At 46.7% G+C, this 24,762-nt stretch carries 26 protein-coding genes; 6 read left to right on the top strand and 20 right to left on the bottom strand.

Annotation, left to right across the window (positions count from 1 at the left end; translation table 11 throughout):
* Positions 1 to 138 precede the first annotated feature (138 nt).
* Positions 139 to 648: a hypothetical protein gene (locus EZJ49_RS03655; protein WP_262554430.1), complete on the top strand. Its 510-nt coding sequence runs from the start codon at positions 139 to 141 to the stop codon at positions 646 to 648.
* 224 nt (positions 649 to 872) lie between these two features.
* Here EZJ49_RS03655 and EZJ49_RS03650 read toward each other — a convergent pair whose 3' ends face one another.
* Entirely contained in the window at positions 873 to 1,136 is a 264-nt protein-coding gene (locus tag EZJ49_RS03650; protein WP_262554429.1) for a BrnA antitoxin family protein, read from the bottom strand.
* On the bottom strand, positions 1,117 to 1,392 hold the full coding sequence (locus EZJ49_RS16405; protein ID WP_410468754.1) for a BrnT family toxin: 276 nt from the start codon (positions 1,390 to 1,392) through the stop codon (positions 1,117 to 1,119). Before EZJ49_RS16405 ends, EZJ49_RS03650 begins: the two co-directional genes overlap by 20 nt.
* 828 nt (positions 1,393 to 2,220) lie before the next feature.
* Between EZJ49_RS16405 and EZJ49_RS03645 the strand changes: the two genes are divergently transcribed.
* The 3 genes from EZJ49_RS03645 to EZJ49_RS03635 all read left to right on the top strand — a co-directional run bounded on the left by EZJ49_RS03645 (position 2,221) and on the right by EZJ49_RS03635 (position 5,091).
* Positions 2,221 to 3,237, top strand: a complete 1,017-nt coding sequence (locus EZJ49_RS03645; RefSeq protein ID WP_262554428.1) for a hypothetical protein — start codon at positions 2,221 to 2,223, stop codon at positions 3,235 to 3,237.
* Positions 3,238 to 3,272: 35 nt separating this feature from the next.
* Positions 3,273 to 4,193, top strand: a complete 921-nt coding sequence (locus tag EZJ49_RS03640; protein WP_262554427.1) for a hypothetical protein — start codon at positions 3,273 to 3,275, stop codon at positions 4,191 to 4,193.
* Between the two features lie 265 nt (positions 4,194 to 4,458).
* Positions 4,459 to 5,091: a response regulator transcription factor gene (locus EZJ49_RS03635; RefSeq protein ID WP_262554425.1), complete on the top strand. Its 633-nt coding sequence runs from the start codon at positions 4,459 to 4,461 to the stop codon at positions 5,089 to 5,091.
* On the opposite strand, the gene EZJ49_RS03630 is transcribed toward EZJ49_RS03635, so the two are convergent.
* From EZJ49_RS03630 to EZJ49_RS03620, 3 genes are all read right to left on the bottom strand, one after another.
* Entirely contained in the window at positions 5,088 to 6,224 is a 1,137-nt protein-coding gene (locus EZJ49_RS03630; protein WP_262554423.1) for an ATP-binding protein, read from the bottom strand. The genes EZJ49_RS03635 and EZJ49_RS03630 overlap by 4 nt on opposite strands.
* On the bottom strand, positions 6,214 to 6,876 hold the full coding sequence (locus tag EZJ49_RS03625) for a response regulator transcription factor (RefSeq protein ID WP_262554421.1): 663 nt from the start codon (positions 6,874 to 6,876) through the stop codon (positions 6,214 to 6,216). The genes EZJ49_RS03630 and EZJ49_RS03625 overlap by 11 nt, the downstream gene beginning before the upstream one ends.
* Positions 6,877 to 7,047: 171 nt before the next feature.
* The gene (locus tag EZJ49_RS03620; RefSeq protein ID WP_262554420.1) at positions 7,048 to 7,227 is read right to left on the bottom strand and encodes a hypothetical protein; all 180 of its coding nucleotides are present in this window, start codon (positions 7,225 to 7,227) and stop codon (positions 7,048 to 7,050) included.
* A gap of 191 nt (positions 7,228 to 7,418) precedes the next feature.
* On the opposite strand from EZJ49_RS03620, the gene EZJ49_RS03615 reads away from it, so the two are divergent.
* Positions 7,419 to 8,261: an EamA family transporter gene (locus tag EZJ49_RS03615; protein WP_262554419.1), complete on the top strand. Its 843-nt coding sequence runs from the start codon at positions 7,419 to 7,421 to the stop codon at positions 8,259 to 8,261.
* Between the two features lie 5 nt (positions 8,262 to 8,266).
* On the opposite strand, the gene EZJ49_RS03610 is transcribed toward EZJ49_RS03615, so the two are convergent.
* The 12 genes from EZJ49_RS03610 to EZJ49_RS03555 all read right to left on the bottom strand — a co-directional run bounded on the left by EZJ49_RS03610 (position 8,267) and on the right by EZJ49_RS03555 (position 19,482).
* Entirely contained in the window at positions 8,267 to 9,934 is a 1,668-nt protein-coding gene (locus EZJ49_RS03610) for a hypothetical protein (protein ID WP_262554417.1), read from the bottom strand.
* A 21-nt stretch (positions 9,935 to 9,955) separates the two neighbouring features.
* Positions 9,956 to 10,420, bottom strand: a complete 465-nt coding sequence (locus tag EZJ49_RS03605) for a hypothetical protein (protein ID WP_262554415.1) — start codon at positions 10,418 to 10,420, stop codon at positions 9,956 to 9,958.
* A 195-nt stretch (positions 10,421 to 10,615) separates the two neighbouring features.
* Positions 10,616 to 11,215: a hypothetical protein gene (locus tag EZJ49_RS03600; protein ID WP_262554413.1), complete on the bottom strand. Its 600-nt coding sequence runs from the start codon at positions 11,213 to 11,215 to the stop codon at positions 10,616 to 10,618.
* A 15-nt stretch (positions 11,216 to 11,230) separates the two neighbouring features.
* Positions 11,231 to 12,265: a serine hydrolase domain-containing protein gene (locus EZJ49_RS03595; protein WP_262554411.1), complete on the bottom strand. Its 1,035-nt coding sequence runs from the start codon at positions 12,263 to 12,265 to the stop codon at positions 11,231 to 11,233.
* Positions 12,262 to 13,161, bottom strand: coding sequence for an HTTM domain-containing protein (locus tag EZJ49_RS03590; RefSeq protein ID WP_262554410.1), 900 nt, complete (start codon positions 13,159 to 13,161; stop codon positions 12,262 to 12,264). The genes EZJ49_RS03595 and EZJ49_RS03590 overlap by 4 nt, the downstream gene beginning before the upstream one ends.
* Positions 13,152 to 13,700 (bottom strand): DUF5819 family protein, encoded by a 549-nt coding sequence (locus EZJ49_RS03585; protein WP_262554408.1) that lies wholly within the window; start codon positions 13,698 to 13,700, stop codon positions 13,152 to 13,154. The genes EZJ49_RS03590 and EZJ49_RS03585 overlap by 10 nt, the downstream gene beginning before the upstream one ends.
* A gap of 169 nt (positions 13,701 to 13,869) precedes the next feature.
* Positions 13,870 to 14,946, bottom strand: coding sequence for a hypothetical protein (locus EZJ49_RS03580; protein ID WP_262554406.1), 1,077 nt, complete (start codon positions 14,944 to 14,946; stop codon positions 13,870 to 13,872).
* 12 nt (positions 14,947 to 14,958) lie between these two features.
* Positions 14,959 to 15,831: an ABC transporter permease gene (locus EZJ49_RS03575; protein ID WP_262554405.1), complete on the bottom strand. Its 873-nt coding sequence runs from the start codon at positions 15,829 to 15,831 to the stop codon at positions 14,959 to 14,961.
* Positions 15,819 to 16,004, bottom strand: a complete 186-nt coding sequence (locus tag EZJ49_RS03570) for a hypothetical protein (protein WP_262554403.1) — start codon at positions 16,002 to 16,004, stop codon at positions 15,819 to 15,821. The genes EZJ49_RS03575 and EZJ49_RS03570 overlap by 13 nt, the downstream gene beginning before the upstream one ends.
* Positions 16,005 to 17,033, bottom strand: coding sequence for an ABC transporter permease (locus EZJ49_RS03565; protein WP_262554402.1), 1,029 nt, complete (start codon positions 17,031 to 17,033; stop codon positions 16,005 to 16,007).
* The gene (locus tag EZJ49_RS03560) at positions 17,030 to 18,496 is read right to left on the bottom strand and encodes an ABC transporter ATP-binding protein (RefSeq protein WP_262554401.1); all 1,467 of its coding nucleotides are present in this window, start codon (positions 18,494 to 18,496) and stop codon (positions 17,030 to 17,032) included. Before EZJ49_RS03560 ends, EZJ49_RS03565 begins: the two co-directional genes overlap by 4 nt.
* Positions 18,497 to 18,501: 5 nt before the next feature.
* A complete protein-coding gene (locus EZJ49_RS03555) occupies positions 18,502 to 19,482 on the bottom strand; it encodes a BMP family protein (RefSeq protein ID WP_262554399.1) in 981 nt (326 codons plus the stop codon).
* Between the two features lie 260 nt (positions 19,483 to 19,742).
* On the opposite strand from EZJ49_RS03555, the gene EZJ49_RS03550 reads away from it, so the two are divergent.
* Positions 19,743 to 20,459: a Crp/Fnr family transcriptional regulator gene (locus EZJ49_RS03550; protein WP_262554398.1), complete on the top strand. Its 717-nt coding sequence runs from the start codon at positions 19,743 to 19,745 to the stop codon at positions 20,457 to 20,459.
* Positions 20,460 to 20,532: 73 nt separating this feature from the next.
* On the opposite strand, the gene EZJ49_RS03545 is transcribed toward EZJ49_RS03550, so the two are convergent.
* From EZJ49_RS03545 to EZJ49_RS03535, 3 genes are read right to left on the bottom strand one after another with little or no spacing between them, the layout of a single operon-like run.
* On the bottom strand, positions 20,533 to 22,071 hold the full coding sequence (locus EZJ49_RS03545; RefSeq protein ID WP_262554396.1) for a phospholipase D family protein: 1,539 nt from the start codon (positions 22,069 to 22,071) through the stop codon (positions 20,533 to 20,535).
* A 51-nt stretch (positions 22,072 to 22,122) separates the two neighbouring features.
* Positions 22,123 to 22,719 (bottom strand): redoxin domain-containing protein, encoded by a 597-nt coding sequence (locus EZJ49_RS03540; protein WP_262554394.1) that lies wholly within the window; start codon positions 22,717 to 22,719, stop codon positions 22,123 to 22,125.
* Positions 22,716 to 24,722, bottom strand: coding sequence for a protein-disulfide reductase DsbD family protein (locus EZJ49_RS03535; RefSeq protein ID WP_262554392.1), 2,007 nt, complete (start codon positions 24,720 to 24,722; stop codon positions 22,716 to 22,718). The genes EZJ49_RS03540 and EZJ49_RS03535 overlap by 4 nt, the downstream gene beginning before the upstream one ends.
* Positions 24,723 to 24,762 lie beyond the last annotated feature (40 nt).

The following is a 24,762-nucleotide window of genomic DNA, read 5'->3' as shown; positions in this document are numbered from 1 at the left end:
TTTAGGTCTTAAGCTTTTGTGTCTTTTAGGGACGCACCTATCCCGCTCTATTGGAGTTGAATAATTCTTGAACGAGCTTTTTATAAAGTTCTCCTCGCATACTCCGAAACGCCTCCAACAACAAATTGGAGGCATCAGATGGCTTTGGTAATTAAAAGCTGGAAAACAAACAACACACCAGCACCGACCGAGTCTTATATTTCAATCCAGGGCCGTCAGGCGGGGCTTATTGGCTTTTTACTAAGTCTGGTTGGTATGGATCCGACAGTGAAATTCACGCTAGACCATGGCAAGGTGACTTATACGGCATCGTCTTGGAGTGGTACAAAGCGTGTTGTAGTTCCGTTGACGAAGGTCGCAACGGGGTATTTTGGTTATACCCGCCCATGGCAAGAAGCTCTGGTTATCGGGATGGTATTGTTGCCATTCTTCGGACTGGGATTGATTGCCGGACCTCTGTATTACTTTTGGAATAAGCGCCTGGAGTTCGGTGTGCGGGCCACTTCTGGCGAAGCCTTCCCCTTTGCCTTTCAAAGAAGTGTCATTGAAGGGCAAAATATTGATGAAAAAGCGGGTCACGCCATTTTGGATTTGATTGAAAAGCATGTACAAAATCATGCGACTCCAGAATACGCAAAAGCTGGTTAGTGCTTTTAAAATAAGCCTCATCCATAAGATGGGGCTTACTCTTTCTCGTAAGTTCTTCCGGAGTCTCTTCCTGGTAAATATCGGGCAGTCATGAGTGAAAATATGGCTATAACTACCCATATTTTTGACCAAAAATAGTAAAAAACAATACCTATTTTTGACCAAATTGGAGTTTGTTCTGACTCAGGAGCCTGTATCCATTCCTGTTGGAAAGTCGCAGCCATCTATGAGGCTCTCTTAATCACAAGCTCGATCAGGGCCTTTCTAATAAGCTTCTGGTAATCAGTCTTATCCTTATTTGCTATCTTCTTGAGTTCGGCTAGAAGATCCGCAGGAACTCTTAAAGTAATGGTCGTATCCTTCTTCTTAATCTCCAGATCATAGATATCCGCAAATGACTTCCACTTCCCATTTTCAATCAGGGATGAAAGATCTCGGTCCAGGGGATCTTGTTGGCTTTTACTTTTTTTACTTGAAGGTTTTTTCATAGAGTTTCCTTATTTCATTTTCTCGAGCATATCGGGCTGAAATCGGCCTGATCAGAAGCTTGCCGTTGGTGGCTCTGACGGTAAAGGCCACAAAGATAAAGCGGGAATCCAGTTGTCCAAAGGCGATGAAGCGAGGCTCTATCTCAGAGTGTTTGTCGTCGTTTGTATAAGCTGGTTGGCCCTTGAAAAAGCGCTCAATATCTTTAGCTGAAAGGCCATGTTTAGCCTGTTTGCCTCGTCGATTTCCAGTTCGAATCTCATGTTAAAGCTATTCCAATTCTGAAAAAATGTAAATACAAATATAAATACATATGTAAATACTTAAAAACACTGAGTAAAAAGAAAGGTGCAAAAGATATGACTTTATGTGGTTTGGTTGGGTTTTAGCTGGCAAAGACTCGGGGACGTAATTCGGATTGGCTGGACAGAGAAAGTCAAAAGCCCGGAGTTCCGGGCTTTTGACTAATTAGGCAGATTTCTTGATGGGCCTAAAGCTCAGTCGCAGCTTAAAAGGCATTAGAAGCTTGTTAATTGTTTCGAGTGTAGGGTTTGATTTTGGGTTGATGGCTCTCAGGATGTTAGAACTGGGCATGCGAACCTTTTTTGAGAACTCTTTTACCCCGTAAGCACGTATGACTTTCCCTAAAGCCGCTTGAATTGAAATATCCTCTTCAATCGCTGTAAGTAAAAACTCGCGTGCAAAATTAATGTCGGTGTGGTTCGAGATTTAAGTGTCTGAAATTAGGATGAATCGAAGTCCGAAAGTCGGAATGTGTAAAAAATTCTGAGATAAGAATTTAAGAAGAAGCATTTCTAAAAAATATTTGCATCCCCGAAACAGGGGGGATTTGAAAATATATCGAGGACATGTTTTTCGAAAACTATTTTTTAAATCACCTCTTTAAAATTGGCTCTGGGTGCGGATTTCAGAGTGATGTTAACAGCAAATCGCGTACACAAAGTTTGCGCGTGAGTCATGTGAGTAGAGGTAAAAAGCAAAATTATTTGACCATGTTGATGCACGTTTGCTGAAGTTTTTGTGCATAAGCAAAACATTTCATAACAACAACATGAGGTTCAATTAATGAAAAAGTTTGTTCTTGTCTCCGCACTGTCTTTAGTTGCAGCAACTCCAGCGATGGCTTCTAAAGCCCGCGTTCAAGCTTTGCAGAAGGCAGAGTTCTTGAAAGATTCTCAAACAGTATTCGAGAATCCAGCCCACGTAAACTCATTGGGTAAATACCTGACATTGGAACTGGGTGGTTCCGCAAACACTTCTGCACCAAAAGCAGAAGGTGGCCTGTTCACTGATGAGTTCGGTGCAAACATGGGTGTTTATGTTGGCCACTTGAGCCCGATCCAGCAAAGTCTGCGTGCTGGTGCGACGGCAGCTGAAGGTCAAAACAATCCAGTGGAAATTTTCTACGCAAAAGATGGTTGGGGTGCTTCTGTTGCTTTGTCCAATTCTGAAGACAAAACCACAGATACAAAAGAACAGTATCTGGCGCTTCGCTATGGTATCGACCGTGATGGCATGGAGTTCTCAGGTACGGTTGAAGCTATTGCCGTTACAGAAACAGGCACTGATAAAACTGTGGGTGCTCCTTACATCACTTTGAACTTTGAACAAGAGATGGGCACAAACTACTTCTTCAGTAAATTGAACTGGGGCGCAGGTAAATACGAAGCAACTGCCGGTGATACTGATGTAAAAGACATTGGTGCGGAAGTTGGTATCCTAAGCCGCAAAATCAAAAATGTTTACTATGGTGCTTCTTTGTCTTACGCAAAACGTGAAATCGGCAAGGACATCACAGCGATGAACCTGCCAATCTTCGCGGGTGTTGAGGCAGAGCTGAATTCATGGGCGGTGGTTCGCGCATCCGTGTCTCAAAGCTTCTTGTTGAGCAGTGTGCAGGATAAAAATCAAACAGCTCCTGCTGACGAGACTATCACAAATAAAAACGACACAACTGTGGCTGCGGGCATTGGTTTGAAATACAACAACTTCGCTCTTGATGGTGTTGTAGCTGGTTCCACAACTGGACAAATCAATGGTAACGACGTTCTGACTCAAGCTTCCATCACTTACAACTTCTAATTTCTGGGATCTAAAACTCAGGAAAGGGGTTAAGTATGAATAAAAGTATTTTCGCGGTGGCAGGCTTGGGCCTGCTGCTTAATGGATGCGGTGGTGGCGGCGGTGCTTTGACGGCAGCCGGTGGCAGCGTAAGTCTGGCGCAGGCGACAGCGATCTTCGGAACTCAAGGGGTGACCACGGCGATGCAAAGTCTGGTGCCATCAGGAAATGCAGTCAGTCCGGTGGTAATGCCTGCCGGCTTTGTGGGGATCTTTGATTCTTGCACGACAAAAAATCCGGATCCGACTGTGGATGCGGATGGTGACGGCATTCCTTTGTCTTTGGAAGTTAAATACAGCTGTGATCGGGTTTCCACTGAAGGCGGCGGATTTGCAAAAAGACAGGGTAGCTATAAGATCGTGGACTTCATGGATTCTGTTGGCGCTGAAAATAAAGGTTGGGGCGGTGGATACCGTTACGACTTTGATTTTTCGAATGCCTACATTGCTCCTCACGAAGAGTTCACCGATATTTACGATGGTTATTTTGAGGTGAAGAGCACATCCAGTTCTATGGGTTATTCTTCCGCTTACACCGGGACTGTTGTTGGACACGCAAAGACGCCAGTGTCTTTCGATTGGAAATGGAAGTGGCAGACCCAATGGGACAACACTTATACTCCAGAGGACATGAGTCAGCCTTATCAAAAGGGCAGCGCAAAGTTTGATGGTTTCTTTGGTGTTTCCGGTGTGATGGAGCCTGACAATCAAGGCAAGCAAACTGAAGTAAAAGTCGTGTTTGCTCTGAAATCCAAGAACCTGAAGTATGACAGTTCCTGCTCTCGCTATTGGAGTGAAGGCAGCATCAGTTATATCGACGGTTCCAACAATGAAATCCGTTATGAGTATGCTTGCTCGACAATGAAAGCATATTTCAACGGTGATGAAGTGACGAGTACACTTGTACGCCTGAATTAGCATCCCTAGGCGTTCAAGTTTTGCAATCGAACCCCACAGCTGTAAAAAGCTGTGGGGTTTTTTAAACCCCATATTCATGGTCATCCATATGGGCGATAGCAGTTTCAGATTCTTTCTGGAAAACTCAAGAAATACTCAATTCAAAGTATGAATAAAACTCTTCTAATGTCTGCTTACTAAGTTGATGTTAGTTTAGTTTTTAACACTGCTTTAACAGAGCAACCGATTCAATTCTTAGTGGTAATATAGAACGTAAGAAGGAGCCATGAAGAAGAAAGTACTTCTTGTTGATGACAACAAGGATTTCGCCCTGCTTTTCCAAGCGAAGTTCAGTCATATTGGCGAAATCCAGTATGTGCACTCCTATGAGGAGGCTCTGAAATCTATTGCGGAAGGCCCATGGGATCTGTTCTTCCTGGATCACAATCTGAATGGTAAAACTTGCTTTGATTTAATTCCGGCGATTCGCAGCTCTCATCCGCGTTCTCATATTATTATTGTGACGGGACACTCCAGTAAGGAAATGGCGATCAATGCCGTTAACTATGGTGTTAGCGGATTTATCGAAAAGCCAATCATGGAAGAGGAATTGAACAGTCGCTTGCAGGCCATTGATTGGTTCAGTTCATCTTTGATTTTGAATCAGGTGAACCGCAGCGCCAGCTTTAAAGGGCGTTCCTGTCCGTTGACTCGAGTGGAATACATTATCCTTGAAACTCTTTATGCCAAGTCACGCCAGTTGATCACCCGTGAAGAACTGGAAAAGAACATCTGGGGAGGCCGTCACGTGGCGAAGAACTCTTTGGATACACACCTGTATAATCTTAAACGAAAAATTCCGGAGCTAAAGGATCATCTGTCCTCTGTTCATGGTTCCGGCTATATCCTGAATATCTAGGCGTTCTGCGGGAACTTCATACGAACTTCAATTCCGGAAGGTCGCAGTTTGATTTTGGCTGCGATCCCCAAACTTTCAAGATCAGACTTCAGAATTTCCATTCCCACACCAGAGTTACCTTCGGCTTGTCCAGAGGTCGAATTGTAAGATCCGGCATTGTCTGAGTAAATCAAAGTGCTTTTGTCCCAGATGGCCGTGATGGAAGGCTGAGAGGTTTTGTTTCTTTCAAAAGCTTCCACGGTATTTAGCATCAGATTAAAAAGTGCAGAGCGCAAAACATCCGCATCTGTGTGAACGATATGCTGGGTGGGCAGGGAGATTTGCGCATTGTGCAGGCGACGCTCCAGAATTTGCAGGCAGCTTGTAAAGACTTCGCGTATGCAGATGGCACTGCGGGTTCTTTGGGATCGGGTCATCTTGTTGATAGAATGAAGCATGTCACGAATGTGCTTCATTTCTGAGTTTAAGGATTTAAGCTGTCTCTGATAGTCGTCAACGGTCCAGTGTGATTCGGCGGCACTCATCGCTTCCACCGCAATCAGGGGTGAGGAGATCATGCCCTTAACATCGTGAAGCAGACGGTTGGTTTCGTGTCCAATACGGCTCAGGCGCAGCAGGCGTTCTTTTTCCCTGCGGCTGTTGTCGATAGCATATCTTTGAATAAACCAGGAAAGAATAAAGCAGATAACGATAACCAGAACCCAGTCCTGCCGCGTGATGGCCGGAATCTTCCATTGCCACTGTTCCTGCAACCAGTAACTAAGAATAATCCCGAAGCCTCCTGCGCCGAAGAAAAGAGGAAAGAACCATTTTCTTTTTGTTTTTATAAACGCGCAGCCCACAGCACATTCCAGATACGCGGCTTCATACAGAGGAAGCATCCACACCAGACTGACGCAATAGAAGATACAGGTGGCAAACAAAAGAGCTCGCGGTCCATCGTGCAGTGGATGGTCCTCTTTGTAGAAGTAAAAGGCCAATCCGCTGGCGAAAACTCCGGAAAGAACTTTGGCTATGACAAAATATATTTGTAGGTTTTCTGCAACACGATGAATGTCAGGCAAAGAGGCAAATGAAAAAATCGCCAGCAACAAGGCGACGGCAACAGGATAGATATTGGCTTTAATCTTCATAGCAATAGCCGCGACCGTGGATGACCCGAAGTCCTGCTTTGATGGGAGGAAGCTTCTTTTTGATATTTAAAAGGTGTGTATCCAGAGCATTGCGGCTGATGTGGCTTTTGCCCCAGATCTTTTCAGTCAGTTCATCGCGCGTGATGATCGTGCCTTTTTTGCTGACCAACAGACTGATAATATCTATCTGGGTTTGTGTAAGATAGATCTCTTGCCCCTGATAAAAGACAGTTCTTGTGGCCAGATTCATTTCGAAGTCAGAGTCCTTAATGATCTCGCTTTGCGTGCCATTGTTGATGGCCTGATCCAGCAGGGTCTGCAAGTCTGCCAGCAGAATGGGCTTTTCCAGAAAGCCGAAAATCTGAAGATTCAAAAACCCCACGGCCATTTTCAGGTCCACTTTTCCAGAGATCACAATCACCGGCGGTCTTGAGGGGTTTGTATTTAAAGACTTTAGAAGGTCGTGACCATTTTCAGAACCCAAATCGAAATCCAGCAGAATAACCTTTGGGGGATTCTGAGCCATAACCTCGGCGGCGCTGGAACTATTCTGGGCAAGATGAACGGCATAGCGACTGGAAAGGGCCGTCTTCATGGATTGAAGAAAGCGAGGATCGTCGTCGATAGCTAGAACTGCTGGCAGGCTGACCATAAAACACAATTGTTATGATCTTTATTCACAAAATCAATGAGAGACTGTCTTTCGCGGCTGGACTGGGCTTTCTTTGAATTATCCTTGAGTGATGAGGTCAAAAAAGGGGAAACCCCAGGCCTTGGGGGGAAGACCTGGGGTTCGGGGGTAAATTGGAAATGTTGCTTGTGATTAGCGAACGCCAGCTTTTGTCGTCGTTTTCACATCTTTAGCAACTTGAGTGAACTTGGCAGGAGGGTTCGTATTTGCAAAACGACCTACATTCACTTTGCTGTCGCATTTCGTAGCTGCAAAGGAAGCTGTCGCTGTTACTGTGATGATTGCTGCTGTGAAGATCTTAGCGAATGTCATTTTGAACTCCTTTGCGATGCGCGGTATATATATCCTTAATGCTATGACCATGCCAGGGCTCGCGTTTTGGAATGAGAATTTGCCAACGAACTTTCAAGCACTTATAAGAACGTATTCTCAGTGTGAGATTGCAGTGCCAAAGCGTGCCCTAGAATGCGCGCGCCCTGTTAGGAAAGTGACGGAGTTGTCCAATGAGTTCTCTTTATAAATCTATCGGTCTCATTTTGATAGCGATGCTTTCCATTCAGTTCGGGGCGTCGGTCGCCAAAGGACTTTTCCCGGTTGCAGGACCTGCCGGGACCACTGCCTTGCGGGTGTTTATTTCGGCGTTGATTCTGGTTCTCGTTATGCGCCCATGGAAAGAAAACTATTCCAGCAAGCGCATGAAGTCACTGGCCGCCTATGGGGTTTCATTGGGGGCCATGAATCTGTTGTTCTACTTGGCTCTTGAACGAATTCCTCTGGGAATTGCAGTTGCGTTGGAGTTTACAGGTCCGCTGGCTGTGGCGTTGCTTTCGTCAAAGAAGGCCTTGGATCTTTGTTGGGCGGTTTTGGCAGGAGTGGGCATTTATTTGGTTTTACCAACCTCTGAAGTTTCCCATGCTTTGGATTTGACCGGTGTTGTTCTTGCTTTGGCAGCCGGAGTTTTCTGGGGTCTTTATATTATTTTCGGAAAAAAAGTGGGCAATACCGAAGGCTCCTCTTCTGCGAACGCTGCCGTCGGAATGTGTTTTGCCGCATTGGTTACTTTTCCTGTGGGATTGGTTACCAACTTTGATCAGGTCACCAGTCCGTCCTTGTGGCCAATGGGGGTTGCGATTGCCATTCTTTCAAGTGCATTGCCGTACTCTTTGGAAATGAAAGCAATGCGCGATATGCCCGCCAAGACTTTCGGTATTTTGATGAGCCTTGAACCCGTGGTGGCAACTTTAATAGGGATATTATTCCTGCAAGAAACTCTGGCTCCCATTCAGTGGGCAGCCATCGTCTGCATCGTGATTGCTTCGGCGGGAAGCACGGCTACTGCGAAGTGAGCTATCTATTTGTGGCGCTTTAGATAGTCTGCCACATTCAAAAGACTTTTAACGACATTTTCATCGGCGGCCTTACAGGCGTTCAAATTATTATCTGCACGGCATTGGATCTTACTTGAAAGGTCAGTCAGCGTCAGAGTCAGGACATCCTTGGCTGGAAGATAATATGTTTCTCCCTGATCGTCTTCAAAGGCGATGCCGAGGGTCTTATCAGAGATTTCATCTGTGGCTGACAGGAATACCTGCTGGAACAGAGCCCCCGACATATAGAAGTTTTCCTTCTGCGTTTGGGAAAACTGTAACATCCCGCCTTTGGAAGCTTTTAGATAGATTTTGCTATAGCTGTTTAATCCGACGCCAAGAATGCTGGCGATTTCCAGAGATGATTTGCCGTTGCCGGCAATAAGGTTTAGTTCCTCATCAGCCAAAGACAGCACATTTTTTAACTGGAAGAAGCCTGTATAGGTATTGCTTTTCAGAAGTTTGAAGAAAGATTCGAGAGATACGGTGTCAATGCTTCTTTCTCCCAACTTTCTTTCGTTAATAAGTTGCTTTAGAATCTGCTCACTTTGAGATTTGTCAGGGATAATGTCCTGCTCAGAGAAAGCCTTGAAAAGAATCGAGCTTTGGCGATTCTGTAACGAGGATAGAACTTCTTCTGCGTTCCACAGTTTCTGAATGATAGGGAACAGACCGCGAGAGTTGTTCTTAATGAACCCTTCCAGATCGTAGCCAACTTCTTTGGACATGGCGAGGCTTTGCAGGATTTTATTGGTATTGGCAAATACCAAGACCGCCATTTTTAATAGATTTAAATCATTGATTTTTACTGCCCGCGTAATGGAGGCGGCAATTTTTGAAAAAGTCGATTCAGTCGTCAAGTTAACCAGATTTCCTTCAATGGCTGCAGTTAAGAAGAGCAATTCGGCCTCTGAAACAGGAGCCATCAAAGAAACACGAGAGGATATAAGATCAGATGCTGAGACATTGGATCGGCATGTTTCGATAATGGAAGAAGTATGTGCACTAAGACGTTTGGATTTCAAAGTCATTTGTACGGCAGATTCAGTACATAGATTTATAAGATCAACCTTGCTGCCGACAGCATCGAAATAGGATTGGAAGTCCTGCTGGGACAAATGATCTGTGTCAATAAAGAGATAGATTTTTTTGGTCAGTAGGGTGTCGGTAATGATTTGAATATTATTCAGATGATTAGAGCTGCCGTTATTGAATTTAATTAAAGTTTGAAGGTCTGCATTGCTTTGGCTGGCAGCAAACCCGGTTGCCCAGGAACTGAATGACTTGAATATGGTGGAACGTGATGCTGCATCTTTGGAGCCTGCAACCGCAACGGCAGAACTAAGGATATTATTAAACACCTTAATATCATTAGGAATCAGGGTTTTTGCATCTGCCTTGGAAATAAATTGTTTGATGGCCTTGCAAAGGTCGGCCTCGTTGGTGCTTGTGCTTAGTGGGAGCAGCTGAGAATCATCAAACTTGGATTCTGACTGAATATCTGCACAAAATTGCGAAGGCGTTTTCTGTGTTTCCTGTACGGTGATGATCTGTTTTTCTTTTTTATCCGGATTCTTTTTAAATGAGCAGGCGCCGACCATAAAGATGGTCGGCGTGAGAACCAGCATTTTAAGAAAATGTCTCATGCTCATTGTGAATCTCTTTGCTAAAAATTAGTATCTTAGTTCTGAGTGAACGCGCACACCGCGGATCTGATTTTTCTGATCCATTTCGTTCAGAGTCTGCCATGCATTATCTAGCTTTGTTGAAAGTTGCTGTAATCCCTCGGCATTGAATTTATTCTCTTTCAGCTGTTTTTTTGCATCCGCGATAGTTGCAATAATGCTGCGATTTAAACTAGGTTGGCTGGAGTCTTTCATTTCTTCCATTTTCTTGATTTTAGCTCCGATTGCCTCCTCAAGTTGTCTTTCTCTCCAGTCAGCTTCGGCGGCGTCGATCTTTGTGTGTTGGTTTTCATTGAAGAACTCTTCTTCGTCCAAGCGTTCATTCATTTCCTGGGTCGCTTCGATTTTCGCAAGACCGTGTTCAATGTCTTCCATGGAAATTTCTTCTGCCATTGCTTTGACGGAACCTAAAACCATGATAACGGCCATAGCCAGTACAATCTTCTTTTTCATAACTCTCTCTCCTTTGGGAATTTTCTTCCAATTGGAAAGAATGCGAGCAATGTGCCCGGTCGGAAAGAAATTAGGGGGCAAAGGGTTGTCTAGATATATGACAGAGGCCTAACAGCGGCATACAGGCGATAGTGGAATCTCAAACTGAGACAGCAAAGGAACGCCCCTCCGCTGGACAGAGGGGCTAAGTGAAGTCTATTGATGGTGAAGATCAAAGGATTGTTCGTCGAATTTTTCCGGATCTGCATATTCCCCGAAAACTTTCTTCATACTATATTCAGATGCCTTGTACGCCAGAGCGCCGACAGTCGCTGCGGCAACTGCCGGTGTTAAAGCCACAGGATCAGTCGCGTTAGAGCCAAAGGGTTTCGGTGTGCCGCCAAACACCGGATACTGATAGTGGTCCAAAGAAACTGCCAGAGGTATCAGAGTTCTCGGGGCCGGATTACCGTTGATGTCGAAATAGTCTTCGGGCACCAGACGATCATTTTTAGGACCATTACCCACGTAGCGGTCCCAAGCATATTCGACAGCGGCAACGGCGGCACCAGCTGCCGCAGCTGCAACATAAGCATTGGCGTAGATCTGGTGATTGTCCAAACGGGAGTATTCCGTTAATGACTTCAGCACAGGTTCACCCAAAGCACGTTGCATGCGTTCTTCACCCAGTTCCTGACGAAGCTGATTTAGCATATCTGCAACCTTACCTGGATTCAGATAGTAGTGTGAAGTGGCAGAGGCCGCCTGGACGGTTAAACTGACGGCAAGGCCAGCGAGGATTGTTTTGATTTTCATGTCTTTCTCCTTTTGTTAGTAAAAGTACTGTTCAAATTGTTCGGCCTTGTCGGCCCATTGTTTGGTTGGTTTAAAATTGTCGGTCAGAATCACAATGCGCAGGTCAGAACTTGGAACAACAGCCATCAGGGAGTACGCCCCTAAAGAGGCCCCATTGTGCCAAAAGCTCTTAAATGTCTGATTCTGCGACTGCACCCACCCGTGGGCGTAATGATCTTTCGGAGTGGGAAATATTTTTTGGAAGTCAGCCATATCCAAAGAGTGCAGCCACTTTGCCATGTCCTTGGCAGAAGATTTGATGCCTCCGGCTCCTGCTGATCTGAATAAAATAGTCTTTAGATGCAGCTGACCTTGTAAATTTCCCCACGGTAGCAACAACGACACCGGCAGAATGTCGTTTGCTTGAATTGCGGCTGTGTATTGCAGGCCAGCGTTGGCGGTGGTGGCCGTGATAATGTTTGCAAAAGATTTCTTTTCAATCAGCTCCAGCAAGCGGGACAGAACCAGATAGCCAAAGTTAGAATACTGAAACCTTTCACCTGGTGGATTGTCCAAATGACTTTCTTTCAGCGGCAAGCTGTCGATGTCTTGAATACTCCACTGGGAATTAAAAGATCTTTTTAAAAAATGCCAGAAGCTGAGGTCACGGCCAAAACCGGATTTATGGTTCAGCAGCATTTGCAATGTGATTTTTTCCATCTTGCCAGTGCAAAAGTTTTTTAGCCAATGACAGGCTGGGGTTTGCAGATCCAGACCTTGCTGTTGCAGGGCCAGATAGCGCTGCCCTACGAAGGCTTTTGACATACTGGAAATTGCATAGATCTTGTCCTGAGGGCCATCCTGAAAAAGAATCTTGTCACCTTTTTGAATAAGAATCGAACCAGAGATCAGATTCTGCTTCTTAAGATTCTTCCAGGTGGATTCAATTTTTTGTGGCAAGTTCACCTCATTGGTGACCGGCACTTTGATTTCACAAGAGGCGAATTGCAGAATCACCCAGGAAAAAATCACCACGGTGAACGCATGGTCCAAGAAACGTCTTAAAGTCATGTGGCACCGCCTGTGACAACGGACCTGCGCAGCTTATACCAAACCTGCATTGGCAGGCTGATTTCTTCGTCCTCTTTAAAGAATGTGTAGCTTACACACATGGCAAGGCCGAACATGAAAAGGCCCATCACCAAAGAGATCGACAGATGCAAGCCTGTTCCCAATAGAATGATATAAGGGCGCCATGCGCGCATCCAGATCAGGTATGGAAGTGAGATTTGAAATAGAACAGTTCCCAGGCTTAGCGCCGCCAAAAGCAACGGAAACTTGGCAAGCAGATGAAACATTTCGGGATTTCCATATTCAGTGACGCCCATGGTGTAGTAAAGAGCAACACCCTTGTTCCAAAGAGGACCCATGACTTTTAAAAGGCCGGCCGTTGCATAAACGAACGTGACCTGAATTTTAATCATCAGGACCGCAAGGTTGGTCACCGTGATGGAAGTAGGCGATTGCTTTTTGCTTGGGCTGACCAGGATCAAATAGAATGCAATCAGGTGCATCAGGTTGTTGCCACCATCCATAATCACATTAGCGCGATTGTCCAGATTGATCATTAGAAGATACACAACAGCAGCTGTAAAGCGGGGAGCCCTTTCCAGAATACCCAAAATGGCAAAACCCATAATGGCTATTAGAAAGAACGGATAGGCTTCCTGCATCGGCGACCAGCTTAAAAGATTAAAGATCTTTTCAAATGGGCTTAGCGTGACGAAATCTGTTTTTGAGATATAGGCATCCTGCGAATAAAAGAAGCTCGCCTGGGTTGCCAGAATGGTATAGTTCACCAGTACCCAGATATATACCATGCGACGGGCCCATCGCATGGCTTGCAGGGATTTCACTTCAGTATGAAGTGTTTTGAAATAGTTTAAAAGAATCTGAATTAGTTCCATGCCACGGCCTCACTTTGCAAACTAAAACGATAGGTTTGGGATTTTCCCTGACTTTCCTGAAAGCGTTTGGAGTAGTCGGTGGTAAAGGTGCGTTGAATTTCAACTTCGGCCTTTGCATATTTGCCACAGCGGTCTTGTAAATATCTTTGCAGAACCGGCATTTCGCGAATTTCTGCGTCGGCAGTTTCTTTTAGTTTGGCGTTGAAGATTTCGCGCGCCAGATTTTGAAGAACGTAAGTCTGCTTGCCTTTGGCGGTGAAAGGAAATCTTTTATGGGCCGAGAAAAGCTGTTGTAAAGGATGCTGCCAGACCTCACTGGGATTGCAGCGATAAGAAAGTTGCAGACTGGATGTCGCCGGTTCCGGCGCGAACAGATGCCAGTTCTGTGTAAAGAAAGAACTCATGTATTTGTTGGTGAAGAAAGAGTATTGAGAGGTTGCGGGATTTGATGGTGCCAGATAAAGCACATGCACAATCAGATGGAAACCCAGAATGCCCAGAAGGGCACATTTAATTAAGGTGATTTTCGTATGGTTCATTTGAACTCCTCAGATGCGAGGGTTCAAAAGCAGGGGATGTGCCGCAATCAAATCGAATATATTTGATCTGATGCCTTAAATTCGTGGAAAGATCTTAAATGTGGGAAGAATTCTTGGAAGACGGACGGGCTGACGGAGGGCGGATGGCCCACCGTCAGGGGTTGCAAAGCTACTTTGCTTCGGCCTTTTCAGTCTTGGGAACTTCAATATAGTCAGGAGCTACAAAGTCCACAGTGAATGGATACTTATAGGATTTGTAGGCGCCGATTTTTGGTTTTCCGGCAGAAACATAGGCTTCATCCCACAAGGCAGCCAGAAGAACGGCCCCGCGAGCCATTTCGGTCACGATCATTGGTTTCATTTTTTTGAAAGCTTCTGTCGCTGGCTTTCTCTCTGCGGCTGTTTTTAATTCCATACCCTTTTCTTTGATCAGCGTGGACTTTTTAGTCACGGGATCAAGCTTTAGCAACTTTGGAATTTCTGTGTTGGAAATAACGCTCAACACTTTCATTCTTTCGATTGCAGTTTTTGGTTTCATGAAAGAAGGGTTTTTCATCGCGCGAGCAGACTTCAGCACCAGATAGTCCAAATCACCGTCGAATTGCCCGACGACCTGGTCCTCAAAGTAAGCGTGAATGCCACCGTGGCCTGCGGCATAGCCGTCATAGTCAGCTGTGGTGTGGAAAGGTTGGCAGTTATCACCGACGAAGTGGCCCATCAAACCCATGGAAACCACCATGTCGTAAGCAAGTTTGTTGTAGGGAAGTTCGTTGTCTTGTTCCTCTTTGAAATTTGTCGGAGCTTTCGCTGCGGCGAAGTCATCCTTCAGACTTGCGATATGACGCATGAACTGGTCGGCTCTCCACCAGGATGAACCAAATTCCTGAGGAATGGATTTGATCGTTGTGCCGTCATTTTTGAATTTATTCGGTTTGCCGGTGAAATCCGTCATCAACTGTTTGTAGTCCACAGTGATGTCTTTTACGTCCAAACCGATAACTTCGATATCGATGAAGTGAGTTGGGTTGCCAAGTTTCGCAGCATCACCGCCCAGGCTCTTCCAATAGAAGTCCGGCATATTGCACAGATGACCCATCATCTGGGGTTTGTGTTGCAGGTATTCTTTCAAGCCGGGCTCTTTCACCAGAAAAGTGGCTACACGGCAGATAGTGTCGTGTCCGCGACCGCCCCAGGCCCAGACTTGGGTGGAAGATAAAAGAATCAATGCCAACAATACGTTTTTCATAGTGACCTCTTCTTATTGGTGACCCAAAGCTTTTGGAGCACGGCTTTTGCCGATGAAGCCCGCAAGCGCAATGATAGTCACGATGTAAGGTAAAATTTGAACAAATTGAACCGGGATTTCGATGCCCCCGACTTGCACACCTTGCAGACGGATTTGCACGGCATCAGCAAAGGCAAACAGAATACATGCCGCCAACGCAGGGACGGGCTTCCATTTTCCAAAGATCAGGGCGGCCAGCGCCATAAAGCCGCGTCCGCCAGTCATCATCGGTGAATAAGACGAGGCAAGAAACAGCGATAAGCTTGCTCCACCAAAGGCCGCCAGACCACCACTTAAGGTAACCGCCGCCCAGCGCACTTTGCGAACGCTGACTCCGCTGGCTGTCAGGGCTTCGGGATGTTCCCCGGCAAAAAGAACCCACAAACCGGAACGTGTGCGATACATCCAGAAACTGATGGCCGCCACTAAAGCAACTGCCAGCAGCAAAGGCTCAAAAGTAAAACGGTCTTCAACCAGCAAGGCCGGTGTTGATCCAGTGGAGCTGTATAGAATTTTTGTGATGAAGGGAATCAACCCCATCACCAGAAGGTTAAACGCCATGCCGGTGATAATCTGATCAGCCTTAAGTTCAATAACAAAGAATGCGTACAGAGCCCCAATCGCAAAACCTGCGATTAAAGCAGCCCCCCATCCAGCCCATGCGGAAGCAAAACTGTAACCTACAACCGCTCCGGCAAAAGCACCCATTAGCATAAAGCCTTCCAGGGCCACATTCACAATGCCAGAGCGTTCACTTATCAAGCCACCCATGGATGCAAAAATCAGCGGCGTCGCCAAGCGCAGGGTTGCCAGGGTCAGCGCGAGAATCCAGGTCAGTGTTTCCATTTAACCCTTCCTTCTTTTTTGCTTAAACCATTCCCAGTATCCTTGAGCGACAACGCCCAAAATGACCAAGGCCTGAATAATACGGGAAAAATCACGCGTGATCGTGCTGGTTTCAAGATCGCCAAGCGCAGGGTTGCCAGGGTCAGCGCGAGAATCCAGGTCAGTGTTTCCATTTAACCCTTCCTCCTTTTTTGCTTAAACCATTCCCAGTACCCTTGAGCAACAACGCCCAGAATGACCAAGGCCTGAATAATACGGGAAAAATCACGCGTGATCGTGCTGGTTTCAAGATCCAGATCCGAAGCGCCTTTGTGAAGGGCTCCCATCAGGAAGGCCGAAACGATAATACCCAGCGGATTGTTGCTGGCCATCAAAGCGACGGCGATGCCGATAAAGCCATAATCCGGGGAAAACCCAATACGATACTGGCCAGCACTGCCGACAACTTCTGACAAAGCCACAAATCCAGCCAGAGCTCCGGCCAGAGTCATAGCAGCGATCTGCACTTTCTTTTCCGAGATTCCAGCGCGATGAGCCGCTTCAGGATTGGAGCCCACCGCCCGCAACTTGAAGCCCCAAGCGGTTTTCCAGAGAAATATCCACATCAAAACCGCAATCACAATAGCAAAGACCAAAGAGGCATTGGCCGGAGTATCCGGAAACAGACGGGCAACAAGATCGTAGTCCTTAAACATATAGTTCGGGGATACCAAAGCTGTTTCCGGGTTTTGTGAGTCAGGATTTGGAATGATCTTTAGGGCAAACCAGCCCGCCAGCCCTGCGGCGATGAAATTCATCATAATGGTGATGATAACTTCGTGACTGCCGCGCACGGCCCGCAGCCATCCGGCAATCCACCCCCAAAGACCACCTGCAATCAAGGCAGCCAAGACAGCCAGCACCGGGGCCAGAGGGAATGGTACATCGGGAAGCAAAACCCCCACGGCAGCGGCGGTGACCACGGCCATCGTCATTTGACCTTCGGCGCCGATATTAAAGAGTCCGGCATGGAAACCAATGGCAACGGAAAGACCACAGAAGATAAGCGGAGTCGTATAGGAAAGGGTCAGACCCAGGTCATACATGGAACCAAAGGCACTGCGGACCAGAATCGTAAAGACGTTCCAGGGGTTTTCACCCGCGAATAAAGTTAAAAGCAGGGCCAGAGTCAGTCCCAGCAGGAAGCCGAAGATGCGTTTCAATGTCCACCTCCCATGGCTTTACCTAAGGAAGTTTCGTTGAATTCTGAGCGTGTGAATTCGGCTACGATTTGGCCCTTGTAAAGAACCACGATACGGTCTGATAAAGCCATCAATTCATCCAATTCCGAGGAAATCAGTAGGACCCCGGCGCCGTCGTCGCGACTTTTGCGAATTTCGTTGTGAATAAATTCGATAGCGCCGATATCAACGCCGCGAGTGGGCTGTGCCGCCAGAATGACATCCGGCTTTTGGGTCAGAGCGCGGGCTACGACCAATTTTTGCTGATTGCCCCCGGAAAGCTTTCCGAAGGCCATGCGCTCATTGTGAGGACGGATGTCATAGGCTTTCATAATTTCCTGAGTTCGTGCGATCAGCTCGCGTGTTTTCAGGAAAAGACCTTTTGTGAATCTATGTTCCTGTCCCAGCAGGAAGTTTTCATAAACCGGGCGCGATGGCAAAACACCAAAGCGCAGACGGTCTTCCGGGAAGGCCTGCAAAGAACCATGACACTGAATGCTGCCGCTCAATGAGCCTTTGTTCAGCGATTTGGAGTCAAGCAGACAGCGAATCAGAACATCCTGTCCATTGCCTTCCACGCCAGCAACGCCGACGACTTCGCGGGCGTGAATTTTTAAATTGATATTGCGCAGTTTATGCGTGCCGAGATCCGCAGACAGATTTTCGATGTTCAGTAAAGTTTTGGAGATATCAATGCTGGACAGGCGCTCTTCCGGTATCTGCAGGCCGCGACCCACCATTAAGGCAGCCAGATCCTCGACAGAGGTGTCAGTGGTCTTTTTTGATTCCACCATGCGGCCGGAACGGAAGACGGTGACAGCGTCGGACAGGGCCATCACTTCTTTCAGCTTGTGGGTGATAATCAGAATGGTTTTTCCTTCTGCTTTTAGTTTGCGAAGGTTGGAAAAAAGATCCTGAACTTCCTGCGGTGTCAGCACGGCTGTGGGTTCGTCCAAAATCAGAATGTCAGAATCCTGAGAAAGAATTTTAAGAATTTCAATGCGCTGCTGTTCACCGACGGAAAGGTTCTCGACTTTGGCATTAAGATCCACATGGAAGCCATAGCGGGTGGCAATGTCGTTGATGCGCTGAGCTTGTTCCTTGCGAGGAAGAAGAGCAAACGCAGAACCCTTTTGTTGCAAAAGGATATTGTCCAAAGCCGTATAGGGTTCGGCGAGCATGAAGTGCTGGTGGACCATACCGACCTTGGCCGCCATCGCATCAATTGGGGAAGCAAAGTCCACGGACTGGCCGTGAATCAGGATTTCTCCGGAATTCGGGCGGTACATTCCAAACAGAATTTTCATGGCCGTGGATTTGCCAGCGCCGTTTTCTCCGACAATGGCGTGAATGGAACCTTTGGCCACGGAAAAGGAAATGTCAGAGTTGGCGCGGACCTCGCCAAAGTACTTACTGATTCCCTTAAATTGCACAGCCGCCGTCATGAGGTTTACTTTTTCTTGTAGTAGTCAGGAACCTGGATCTGGCCAGCAATGATTTTCTTTTTGATCTCTTCGACCTTTTTCTTCATGTCGGGAGTGATCAGCTTTTCGTTGTATTTATCCAGTGTGTAGTTCACGCCATCATTTTTAAGACCGTAAAGCACTGTGCCGGAAGTGAATTTGCCAGCCTGGGTTTCTTTGATCGTGTCATAAACCGCAATGTCGACGGCCTTCATCATGCTTGTCAGAATCACACCGGGCTTGATCCAGTTTTGATTGGAATCAACACCGATGGCGAATTTCTTTTTTTCCTCAACAGCATCAAAGACGCCGGAGTTGGAAGCTCCCGCTGCCACGAAGATCACATCGCTGCCTTTGGCGATCTGGGCCAGTGCCAGTTCCTTTGCCTTGGCTGGATTGTTCCAGGCTTCGCCTGTGACACCGACATAGTTTTCAGTGAAGTTGATTTTTGGATTTACGTATTTTGCCCCGGCGGCATAACCCATCGAGAATCTGCGGATCAAAGGAATATCCATGCCACCCACGAAACCAACCGAGTTTGTTTTGGAGGCCATCGCCGCCAACGCGCCAACCAGGAAAGATCCTTCATGTTCTTCAAAAAGCAAAGAACGAACATTCGGTGCTTTGACATCACTATCGACGACAGCAAATTTCACTTTTGGAAACTGAGCTGCCACTTTCTTAACGGCGTCCTGCTGAGCGAAGCCAATGCCAATCACCAAGTCGAAATTTTTTCTGGCAAAAGCGCGGTGCAGATTTTCAATGGCATTTGTGTCGGTGGCTTCGACGTATTTCAGATCGATCTTCAAATCTTGTTCAGCCTTCTTCGCCCCAAGATAAGCGGCAGAGTTGAAAGACTTGTCGTCTTTACCGCCTTTATCGAGAACCAGACCGACTTTAAGAGTGTTTGCGTGAGAAAGTGTGCTGCATGACAAGATTAACAAGGTCGTAAGAATACTTTTAACCATGTATCGGACTCCATTGAACCTCTTTTAACGGCGTGTAATCTGTCGAATAAGAGGTTGAAATTACGAAAAAATTCCAGTTTTGAGTTGGGCTGAAAGTAGGGGACGTGTCTCTGTGAGTCAAGTCAAAAGCATGTCAGGACCGTCGAGGAGAGGCCGTTACAAGGTTGTTATGTCGAAATTTCAATTAGGAGGCTGTATAATACCAGTTTAGGATGGCCTCAACGAATAACCCAACGAAGAAAGCTCGGAGGTAATAGAGTATGGAATCTCAGACAATACTCAACGGCGGAGTAAACTCCCTTGGTTTTATGGGTGGTCAAAACCTAAGTATTCCAAGTACTTCAAACGTTCCCTACGAAGTTATTCATCTCAAGGAAGAAGAGATGATTTTCAAAGAAGGCGAACCGGTGAAGGGTCTTTACTACGTTCAGTCAGGATGTGTTAAAGTTGTTGTTAACCGCTCGCATGCGCGCGGCCGCACGACAACCAACGAATACGTGACAAAGTTGGTTTCCCCAGGGGAGTACTTTGGATACAAAGCCCTTGTGAAAGGAACGCCGACTCAGAGTCACGCCAAAGCTGTGAAATCGACAGTACTTTGGCTGTATCCACGCGAACTTATTCAGGTGGCGATGGCGCAAGCAAGTCCTCTGATTAAGTTGCTTCTGAATCAGGCTGTGAATGATCTGGAGTCGTTCGAGACGACCAGTCAGTTGCATTATCTGGCATCAGTGCAAGAGCGCATTGCATACCAGTTGGTGTTGTTGTCTGACAGATTCGGTGTGCAAACACCAGCCGGGGTTTCTCTAAACCTGAAACTGACAAGAAATGAGTTTGCTCAACTTGCCAGCACGATCAACGAATCCTTGTCCCGTCATTTGACAGAGTTCAAAAACGAAGGACTGATTGATTTGAACGGTAAAGAGATCATCATCAAAAATAAAGATGGTTTGATGAGAAGATCCGGAAATTTCTAGTCTGTCCAAAATCTATCTGCTGACAGAATCTCTGAACCCCGAGTCGAAGCTCGGGGTTTTTTTATTTTAATCACTATAGCCAGGATTCGGGAATGAAGATGGCACTGACGGCGGCCTTGAAGCGTTTCCACCATGTGGTTTCGGGATCAGTAAAATAGGTTCTTTCCTGATCTCCTTCATGAGTTTTCCATTCCAGTTTTTTATTTTCTGTCAGAATCACTTCATAGCTGTCTTCAGGAAGATCTTCCAAAAAGCGTTTTGCCACGGCTTTGGCGAATTCCGGGCTTTCCACGACCACACCCATTTCGCTGTTCAGGATAACAGAGCGCGGGTCCAGGTTCATCGAGCCAACAAAAACTTTCCGTCGGTCAAAAACAAAGACTTTGCCATGCAGGCCTGAACTGGAAAAGCTGCCGATGGTTTTCTTTTTTTTGCTTTTTTTGCTGGCTGGGTTGGGCTTAAGCTCAAACAGCCTGACGCCATTTTTCAGCAGGTCTTTGCGATACCCCTTATAGCCGGAAAACACTGTGGCGATATCACTGGAAGCCAGAGAATTGGTTTGCACAATGGCCTGTACTCCGCGCTGGTGCAAACTGCCAAAGAATTTAACACCTTTTTTGCCGGGAATGAAATAAGGCGAAACCAGCAGCAGTTCTTTTTTTGTTTCTTCAATCAAAGGATAAAGCTGATAAGGCAGATGCTCTTCCCTGATATCATCAATTTTGCTTAGTTTGGCTGGAGGATCGATGATGACTTCAGCCTTTCCCCAGAATAATTTCAACGGTTCTTTGGTGAACTGACGCACCATTGGAGTATCCTGCAAGGCTTCGGCGTAGCGGGTGTCTTCGGCTTCCTGAACGGCGGCCGCAAAATCCTTGCGCAAAAGATCCAGATCATCCGGGGTCGCCTGGAAGCTGTTCAGCGCAGTGATGGGATAGGAAATCTCGCTGTTCCAGTAGGTGTCAAATTCCTGCGACAGACTTTGTACGATAGGACCAAATGTCCAAAGGTCAAAGTCACCAAAGTTCATTTCATTGCTGGCATCAAAGTATTCATTGGCGATATTACGTCCGCCAACAATGCCTGCTTGATTATCGACGATAAAGACTTTGTTGTGCATGCGGCGATTGACTGTGGAAAAGCGCACAATATCGAAGATTCTCCAAGACCTACTGGCAAAAGGATTTGCCATGCGAATTTCGATATTGGGATGGGAATCCAAAGTTGCCAGCATTTTTTCGTAGCGCGCCTGATTTAGATCATCCAGCAGAATACGAACTCGCACCCCGCGGTCCGCAGCGGTGATGACAGAGTGAAACATCAGGCGTCCGGTCAGATCGTTTTCCCAGATATAGTATTGCAAATCCACGGTATGGTCAGCGACTGCCACAGAGGCCATGCGCGCGATAAAAGCCTCCAGACCGGAACTAAGGGGATAAAATGCGGACTGCCCGGGATGAGCTTTGAGTTGTTTGTCGATAGCAGAGCCAAGACGGGTTGCTGGATCAGGAGGAAGAGAGTGGGACTCTTTGCGATTGTTGTTCGGTGGCAGGGTTGCACAACCCATCATCAAACCAACAAATAAATGAATATAAAGAAGCTTCTTTAACACAAAAACCCCGCAGGCTTTTATAGACTACGGGGCTTTGTTTAGGCACTCAAATTAATACTTCACACTGCAGCCATAAGGCTTGCTGGTTTCTTTGGCGATTTTTTCACCTTTTTCCGCACTGGCCACGGCATGAATGATGTAGTTTTCTGCCGAGGCGATCGTTTTAGGATCAGCAGAGTCATTGCTATCGATGGCGCCATTGTAGCGAAGCACGCCCTGAGGATCGATCAGGTACATGTGGGGTGTGGTTTTGGCTCCGTATGCTTTCCCCATCTTGCCGCTGTCATCAATCAGGATTGCTGTGGCTTTAGTGCCTTCTTTTTCACCGTTCTTGGCGGCGTCAACCGCAGCCAGATAGCCCTGTTTCCCCGGGGCGGAAGAGATGACTGATAGCCAGACAATTCCTTTGCCCGTCATTTCGGTCTGGATCTTTTGCATATTTTTGCTGTCATAGTGCTTACGAACATAGGGGCAGTCCTTGTTGTACCATTCAAGGACAACATATTTACCTTTGAAATCTGAAAGCTTATGCGTTTTACCTTGAGCATCAGCGACAGCAAAATCCGGCGCCGGACTCCCGATTTTAGCATCAGCAAAGGCGAAGTTGGCAGAAAGGCCGAGGGCCAATGCGAGAACAATATGTTTCATGGTTCTTTCTCCTTGTTAAGTAAATCTAAAACAATTCCTTTGGTTAAAACTTCGGGAAGCAGATGGGCTTTGTCAGTTCCAGCTGCGTAGTACACATAAAGCGGCAAAGAGTTTCTGCCATATTCAGCCAGAGCTTGCGTGATCAAAGGGTTTTTGTCAGTCCAGTCCGCTTTGTAAAGTTGCACGCTCCTGTCAGAAAAAGCCTTCTGAATGTCTTCTGTATGCAGAACCAGCTTTTTATTCACCTGACAGGTGATACACCAAGCAGCGGTGAAATCGATAAAGACGGCCTTTCCATTTTGCAAATCCTGTGTGACGGCTTCTTTGCTGAAGCTTTTCCACATATCCTGCTGGATTGAAGCCTGCTGAACTGTTTTTTGGGGCATAGCTGCCAAGAGTGCAAACGAAAGAATAAAACCCACAAGCAAAGTGGCTTGTCGGCAACGTTCGTTTTTAATTTTGTGAGAGAGCCAGATCAGGAACCCACAAAGAAGGAACAATCCCAGAACAAATAGCAAGGCTGCCGCATCGATCTGATAAGACAGCACCCACATCAGCCACAGAACAGTCGCAAAAAGTGGAAAGGCCAGAAATTCCTTTAAGGTTTGCATCCACGCACCGGGTTTTGGCAGTAAGCGCAGTCCCTGAGGAAAATATGCAAGTAACAAAAACGGCAGGGCCATACCGAAACCCAGTCCCGCAAAAACGATCAGGGTGTTGTGTGCGGGAAGAGTCAAAGAGGCTCCCAACGCCGCCCCCATAAAGGGCGCTGTGCAGGGGGTGGCCACGACAGTTGCAAGGACTCCGGTCAGGAACGACCCCCATAGAGAATGAGAGGTCTTTGCGGCACCCAGATAAGTCAATGATTGACCGATTTCAAATGTCCCTAAGAAATTCAGACCCAGCCAGAAGAATAAAACAGCAATACCAGCAGCTATGATCGGAGATTGCAATTGGAAACCCCAGCCGATCTGTTCACCACCAGCACGCAGCGCCAGTAACGTTCCACCCAATGCCAGAAAAGAGACGATGACGCCAACTGTGTAAGCAACGCCGGAAGTTCGCAGGTCTTTTGTGTTTTTGTCCGGCCCCAGAAAGCTAAGGACCTTGATGGACAGCACCGGGAATACACAAGGCATGAAGTTCAGAATAAAGCCGCCGATCAGGGCCCAGAACAAAATCATCGCCAGAGCGGGCGGGGATTCTTTATTCAGTGAAATCTCGTAACCGGATTTTTTTCCTGAACCGTCTTCAGTGACAAGCAGGAACTTGGAACCGGAAAAATCTGTGCGGGATGTGTCTTGTAAATCCAAAGTCAAAAGATAGTTTGAGCCCTGGGGTTCCAGAGCGGGAACAGAGCTTTTAAAGCTTTCACCGTCTTCGGGAAAGACTTCAAGATTCTTGATGGGTAAAGAGTTGGGAAGATGCAGCTTTGTGATCAGTTTTTGGTCGGCCCGGGATTCGATGTTCCATTGGAAATCATCGGGAGCTTTGGACGGATAAGTGAACTTGCTGAAAATGTCAGAAGGCGGACCCGTTTGTGCCGAGAAAGGAATTTCCCGGCGCAGTTCTGTGAAGTACGGAATGCATTCCACTTTGCAGATTAGAAATTCCAGATTCAAAACAACTTCGATGGGTTTTTTAATATCCTCAGCTTGCAGGTCAAAGATAAAAAGACTTTCGTGCGAATATCCAAGGTTGGTCAGGCCTTCAACAGAAATTCGCTCTGGAAGTGGCCAGTGTTCATCGGTGATCCGGGCATTTTTTAAAGTCCATGTCCATTTGGGTGCAGCCCCGGAATCGCCGGAGTTTTTCCAGTAGATATGCCAGTGATCGGCCATGGTGAAATGCAGACCCAAAGAGTTTTGCTGTTCGGGATTCCAATAGGCGTGAGAAGTAATAAGCTCAAGTCGGCCCTGCGGAAATTGAAAAACGGGGCCTGCAGCAGAAACACTGGAGGCGCTTAGTAGTACTAAGAAGAAAAGGCTCAGCAGAAATTTCATCTCCCAATTATGGGAAGATTTCCGTCTGAGCGCAATCCTT

The organism is Bdellovibrio bacteriovorus (assembly GCF_025558485.1).
Taxonomy (GTDB): Bacteria; Bdellovibrionota; Bdellovibrionia; order Bdellovibrionales; family Bdellovibrionaceae; genus Bdellovibrio; species Bdellovibrio bacteriovorus_G.
The sequence above is the reverse complement of the archived record's forward strand: the minus strand, read 5'-3'. Positions and strand labels throughout refer to the sequence as shown.

Excerpts from the sequence above, each read along its gene's own strand:
- EZJ49_RS03655 (WP_262554430.1), top strand. The coding sequence starts at position 139 with ATGGCTTTGGTAATTAAAAGCTGGAAAACAAACAACACACCAGCACCG.
- EZJ49_RS03650 (WP_262554429.1), bottom strand. The coding sequence starts at position 1,136 with ATGAAAAAACCTTCAAGTAAAAAAAGTAAAAGCCAACAAGATCCCCTG.
- EZJ49_RS03645 (WP_262554428.1), top strand. The coding sequence starts at position 2,221 with ATGAAAAAGTTTGTTCTTGTCTCCGCACTGTCTTTAGTTGCAGCAACT.
- EZJ49_RS03640 (WP_262554427.1), top strand. The coding sequence starts at position 3,273 with ATGAATAAAAGTATTTTCGCGGTGGCAGGCTTGGGCCTGCTGCTTAAT.
- EZJ49_RS03635 (WP_262554425.1), top strand. The coding sequence starts at position 4,459 with ATGAAGAAGAAAGTACTTCTTGTTGATGACAACAAGGATTTCGCCCTG.
- EZJ49_RS03630 (WP_262554423.1), bottom strand. The coding sequence starts at position 6,224 with ATGAAGATTAAAGCCAATATCTATCCTGTTGCCGTCGCCTTGTTGCTG.
- EZJ49_RS03625 (WP_262554421.1), bottom strand. The coding sequence starts at position 6,876 with ATGGTCAGCCTGCCAGCAGTTCTAGCTATCGACGACGATCCTCGCTTT.
- EZJ49_RS03620 (WP_262554420.1), bottom strand. The coding sequence starts at position 7,227 with ATGACATTCGCTAAGATCTTCACAGCAGCAATCATCACAGTAACAGCG.
- EZJ49_RS03615 (WP_262554419.1), top strand. The coding sequence starts at position 7,419 with ATGAGTTCTCTTTATAAATCTATCGGTCTCATTTTGATAGCGATGCTT.
- EZJ49_RS03610 (WP_262554417.1), bottom strand. The coding sequence starts at position 9,934 with ATGAGCATGAGACATTTTCTTAAAATGCTGGTTCTCACGCCGACCATC.
- EZJ49_RS03605 (WP_262554415.1), bottom strand. The coding sequence starts at position 10,420 with ATGAAAAAGAAGATTGTACTGGCTATGGCCGTTATCATGGTTTTAGGT.
- EZJ49_RS03600 (WP_262554413.1), bottom strand. The coding sequence starts at position 11,215 with ATGAAAATCAAAACAATCCTCGCTGGCCTTGCCGTCAGTTTAACCGTC.
- EZJ49_RS03595 (WP_262554411.1), bottom strand. The coding sequence starts at position 12,265 with ATGACTTTAAGACGTTTCTTGGACCATGCGTTCACCGTGGTGATTTTT.
- EZJ49_RS03590 (WP_262554410.1), bottom strand. The coding sequence starts at position 13,161 with ATGGAACTAATTCAGATTCTTTTAAACTATTTCAAAACACTTCATACT.
- EZJ49_RS03585 (WP_262554408.1), bottom strand. The coding sequence starts at position 13,700 with ATGAACCATACGAAAATCACCTTAATTAAATGTGCCCTTCTGGGCATT.
- EZJ49_RS03580 (WP_262554406.1), bottom strand. The coding sequence starts at position 14,946 with ATGAAAAACGTATTGTTGGCATTGATTCTTTTATCTTCCACCCAAGTC.
- EZJ49_RS03575 (WP_262554405.1), bottom strand. The coding sequence starts at position 15,831 with ATGGAAACACTGACCTGGATTCTCGCGCTGACCCTGGCAACCCTGCGC.
- EZJ49_RS03570 (WP_262554403.1), bottom strand. The coding sequence starts at position 16,004 with ATGGAAACACTGACCTGGATTCTCGCGCTGACCCTGGCAACCCTGCGC.
- EZJ49_RS03560 (WP_262554401.1), bottom strand. The coding sequence starts at position 18,496 with ATGACGGCGGCTGTGCAATTTAAGGGAATCAGTAAGTACTTTGGCGAG.
- EZJ49_RS03555 (WP_262554399.1), bottom strand. The coding sequence starts at position 19,482 with ATGGTTAAAAGTATTCTTACGACCTTGTTAATCTTGTCATGCAGCACA.
- EZJ49_RS03550 (WP_262554398.1), top strand. The coding sequence starts at position 19,743 with ATGGAATCTCAGACAATACTCAACGGCGGAGTAAACTCCCTTGGTTTT.
- EZJ49_RS03540 (WP_262554394.1), bottom strand. The coding sequence starts at position 22,719 with ATGAAACATATTGTTCTCGCATTGGCCCTCGGCCTTTCTGCCAACTTC.
- EZJ49_RS03535 (WP_262554392.1), bottom strand. The coding sequence starts at position 24,722 with ATGAAATTTCTGCTGAGCCTTTTCTTCTTAGTACTACTAAGCGCCTCC.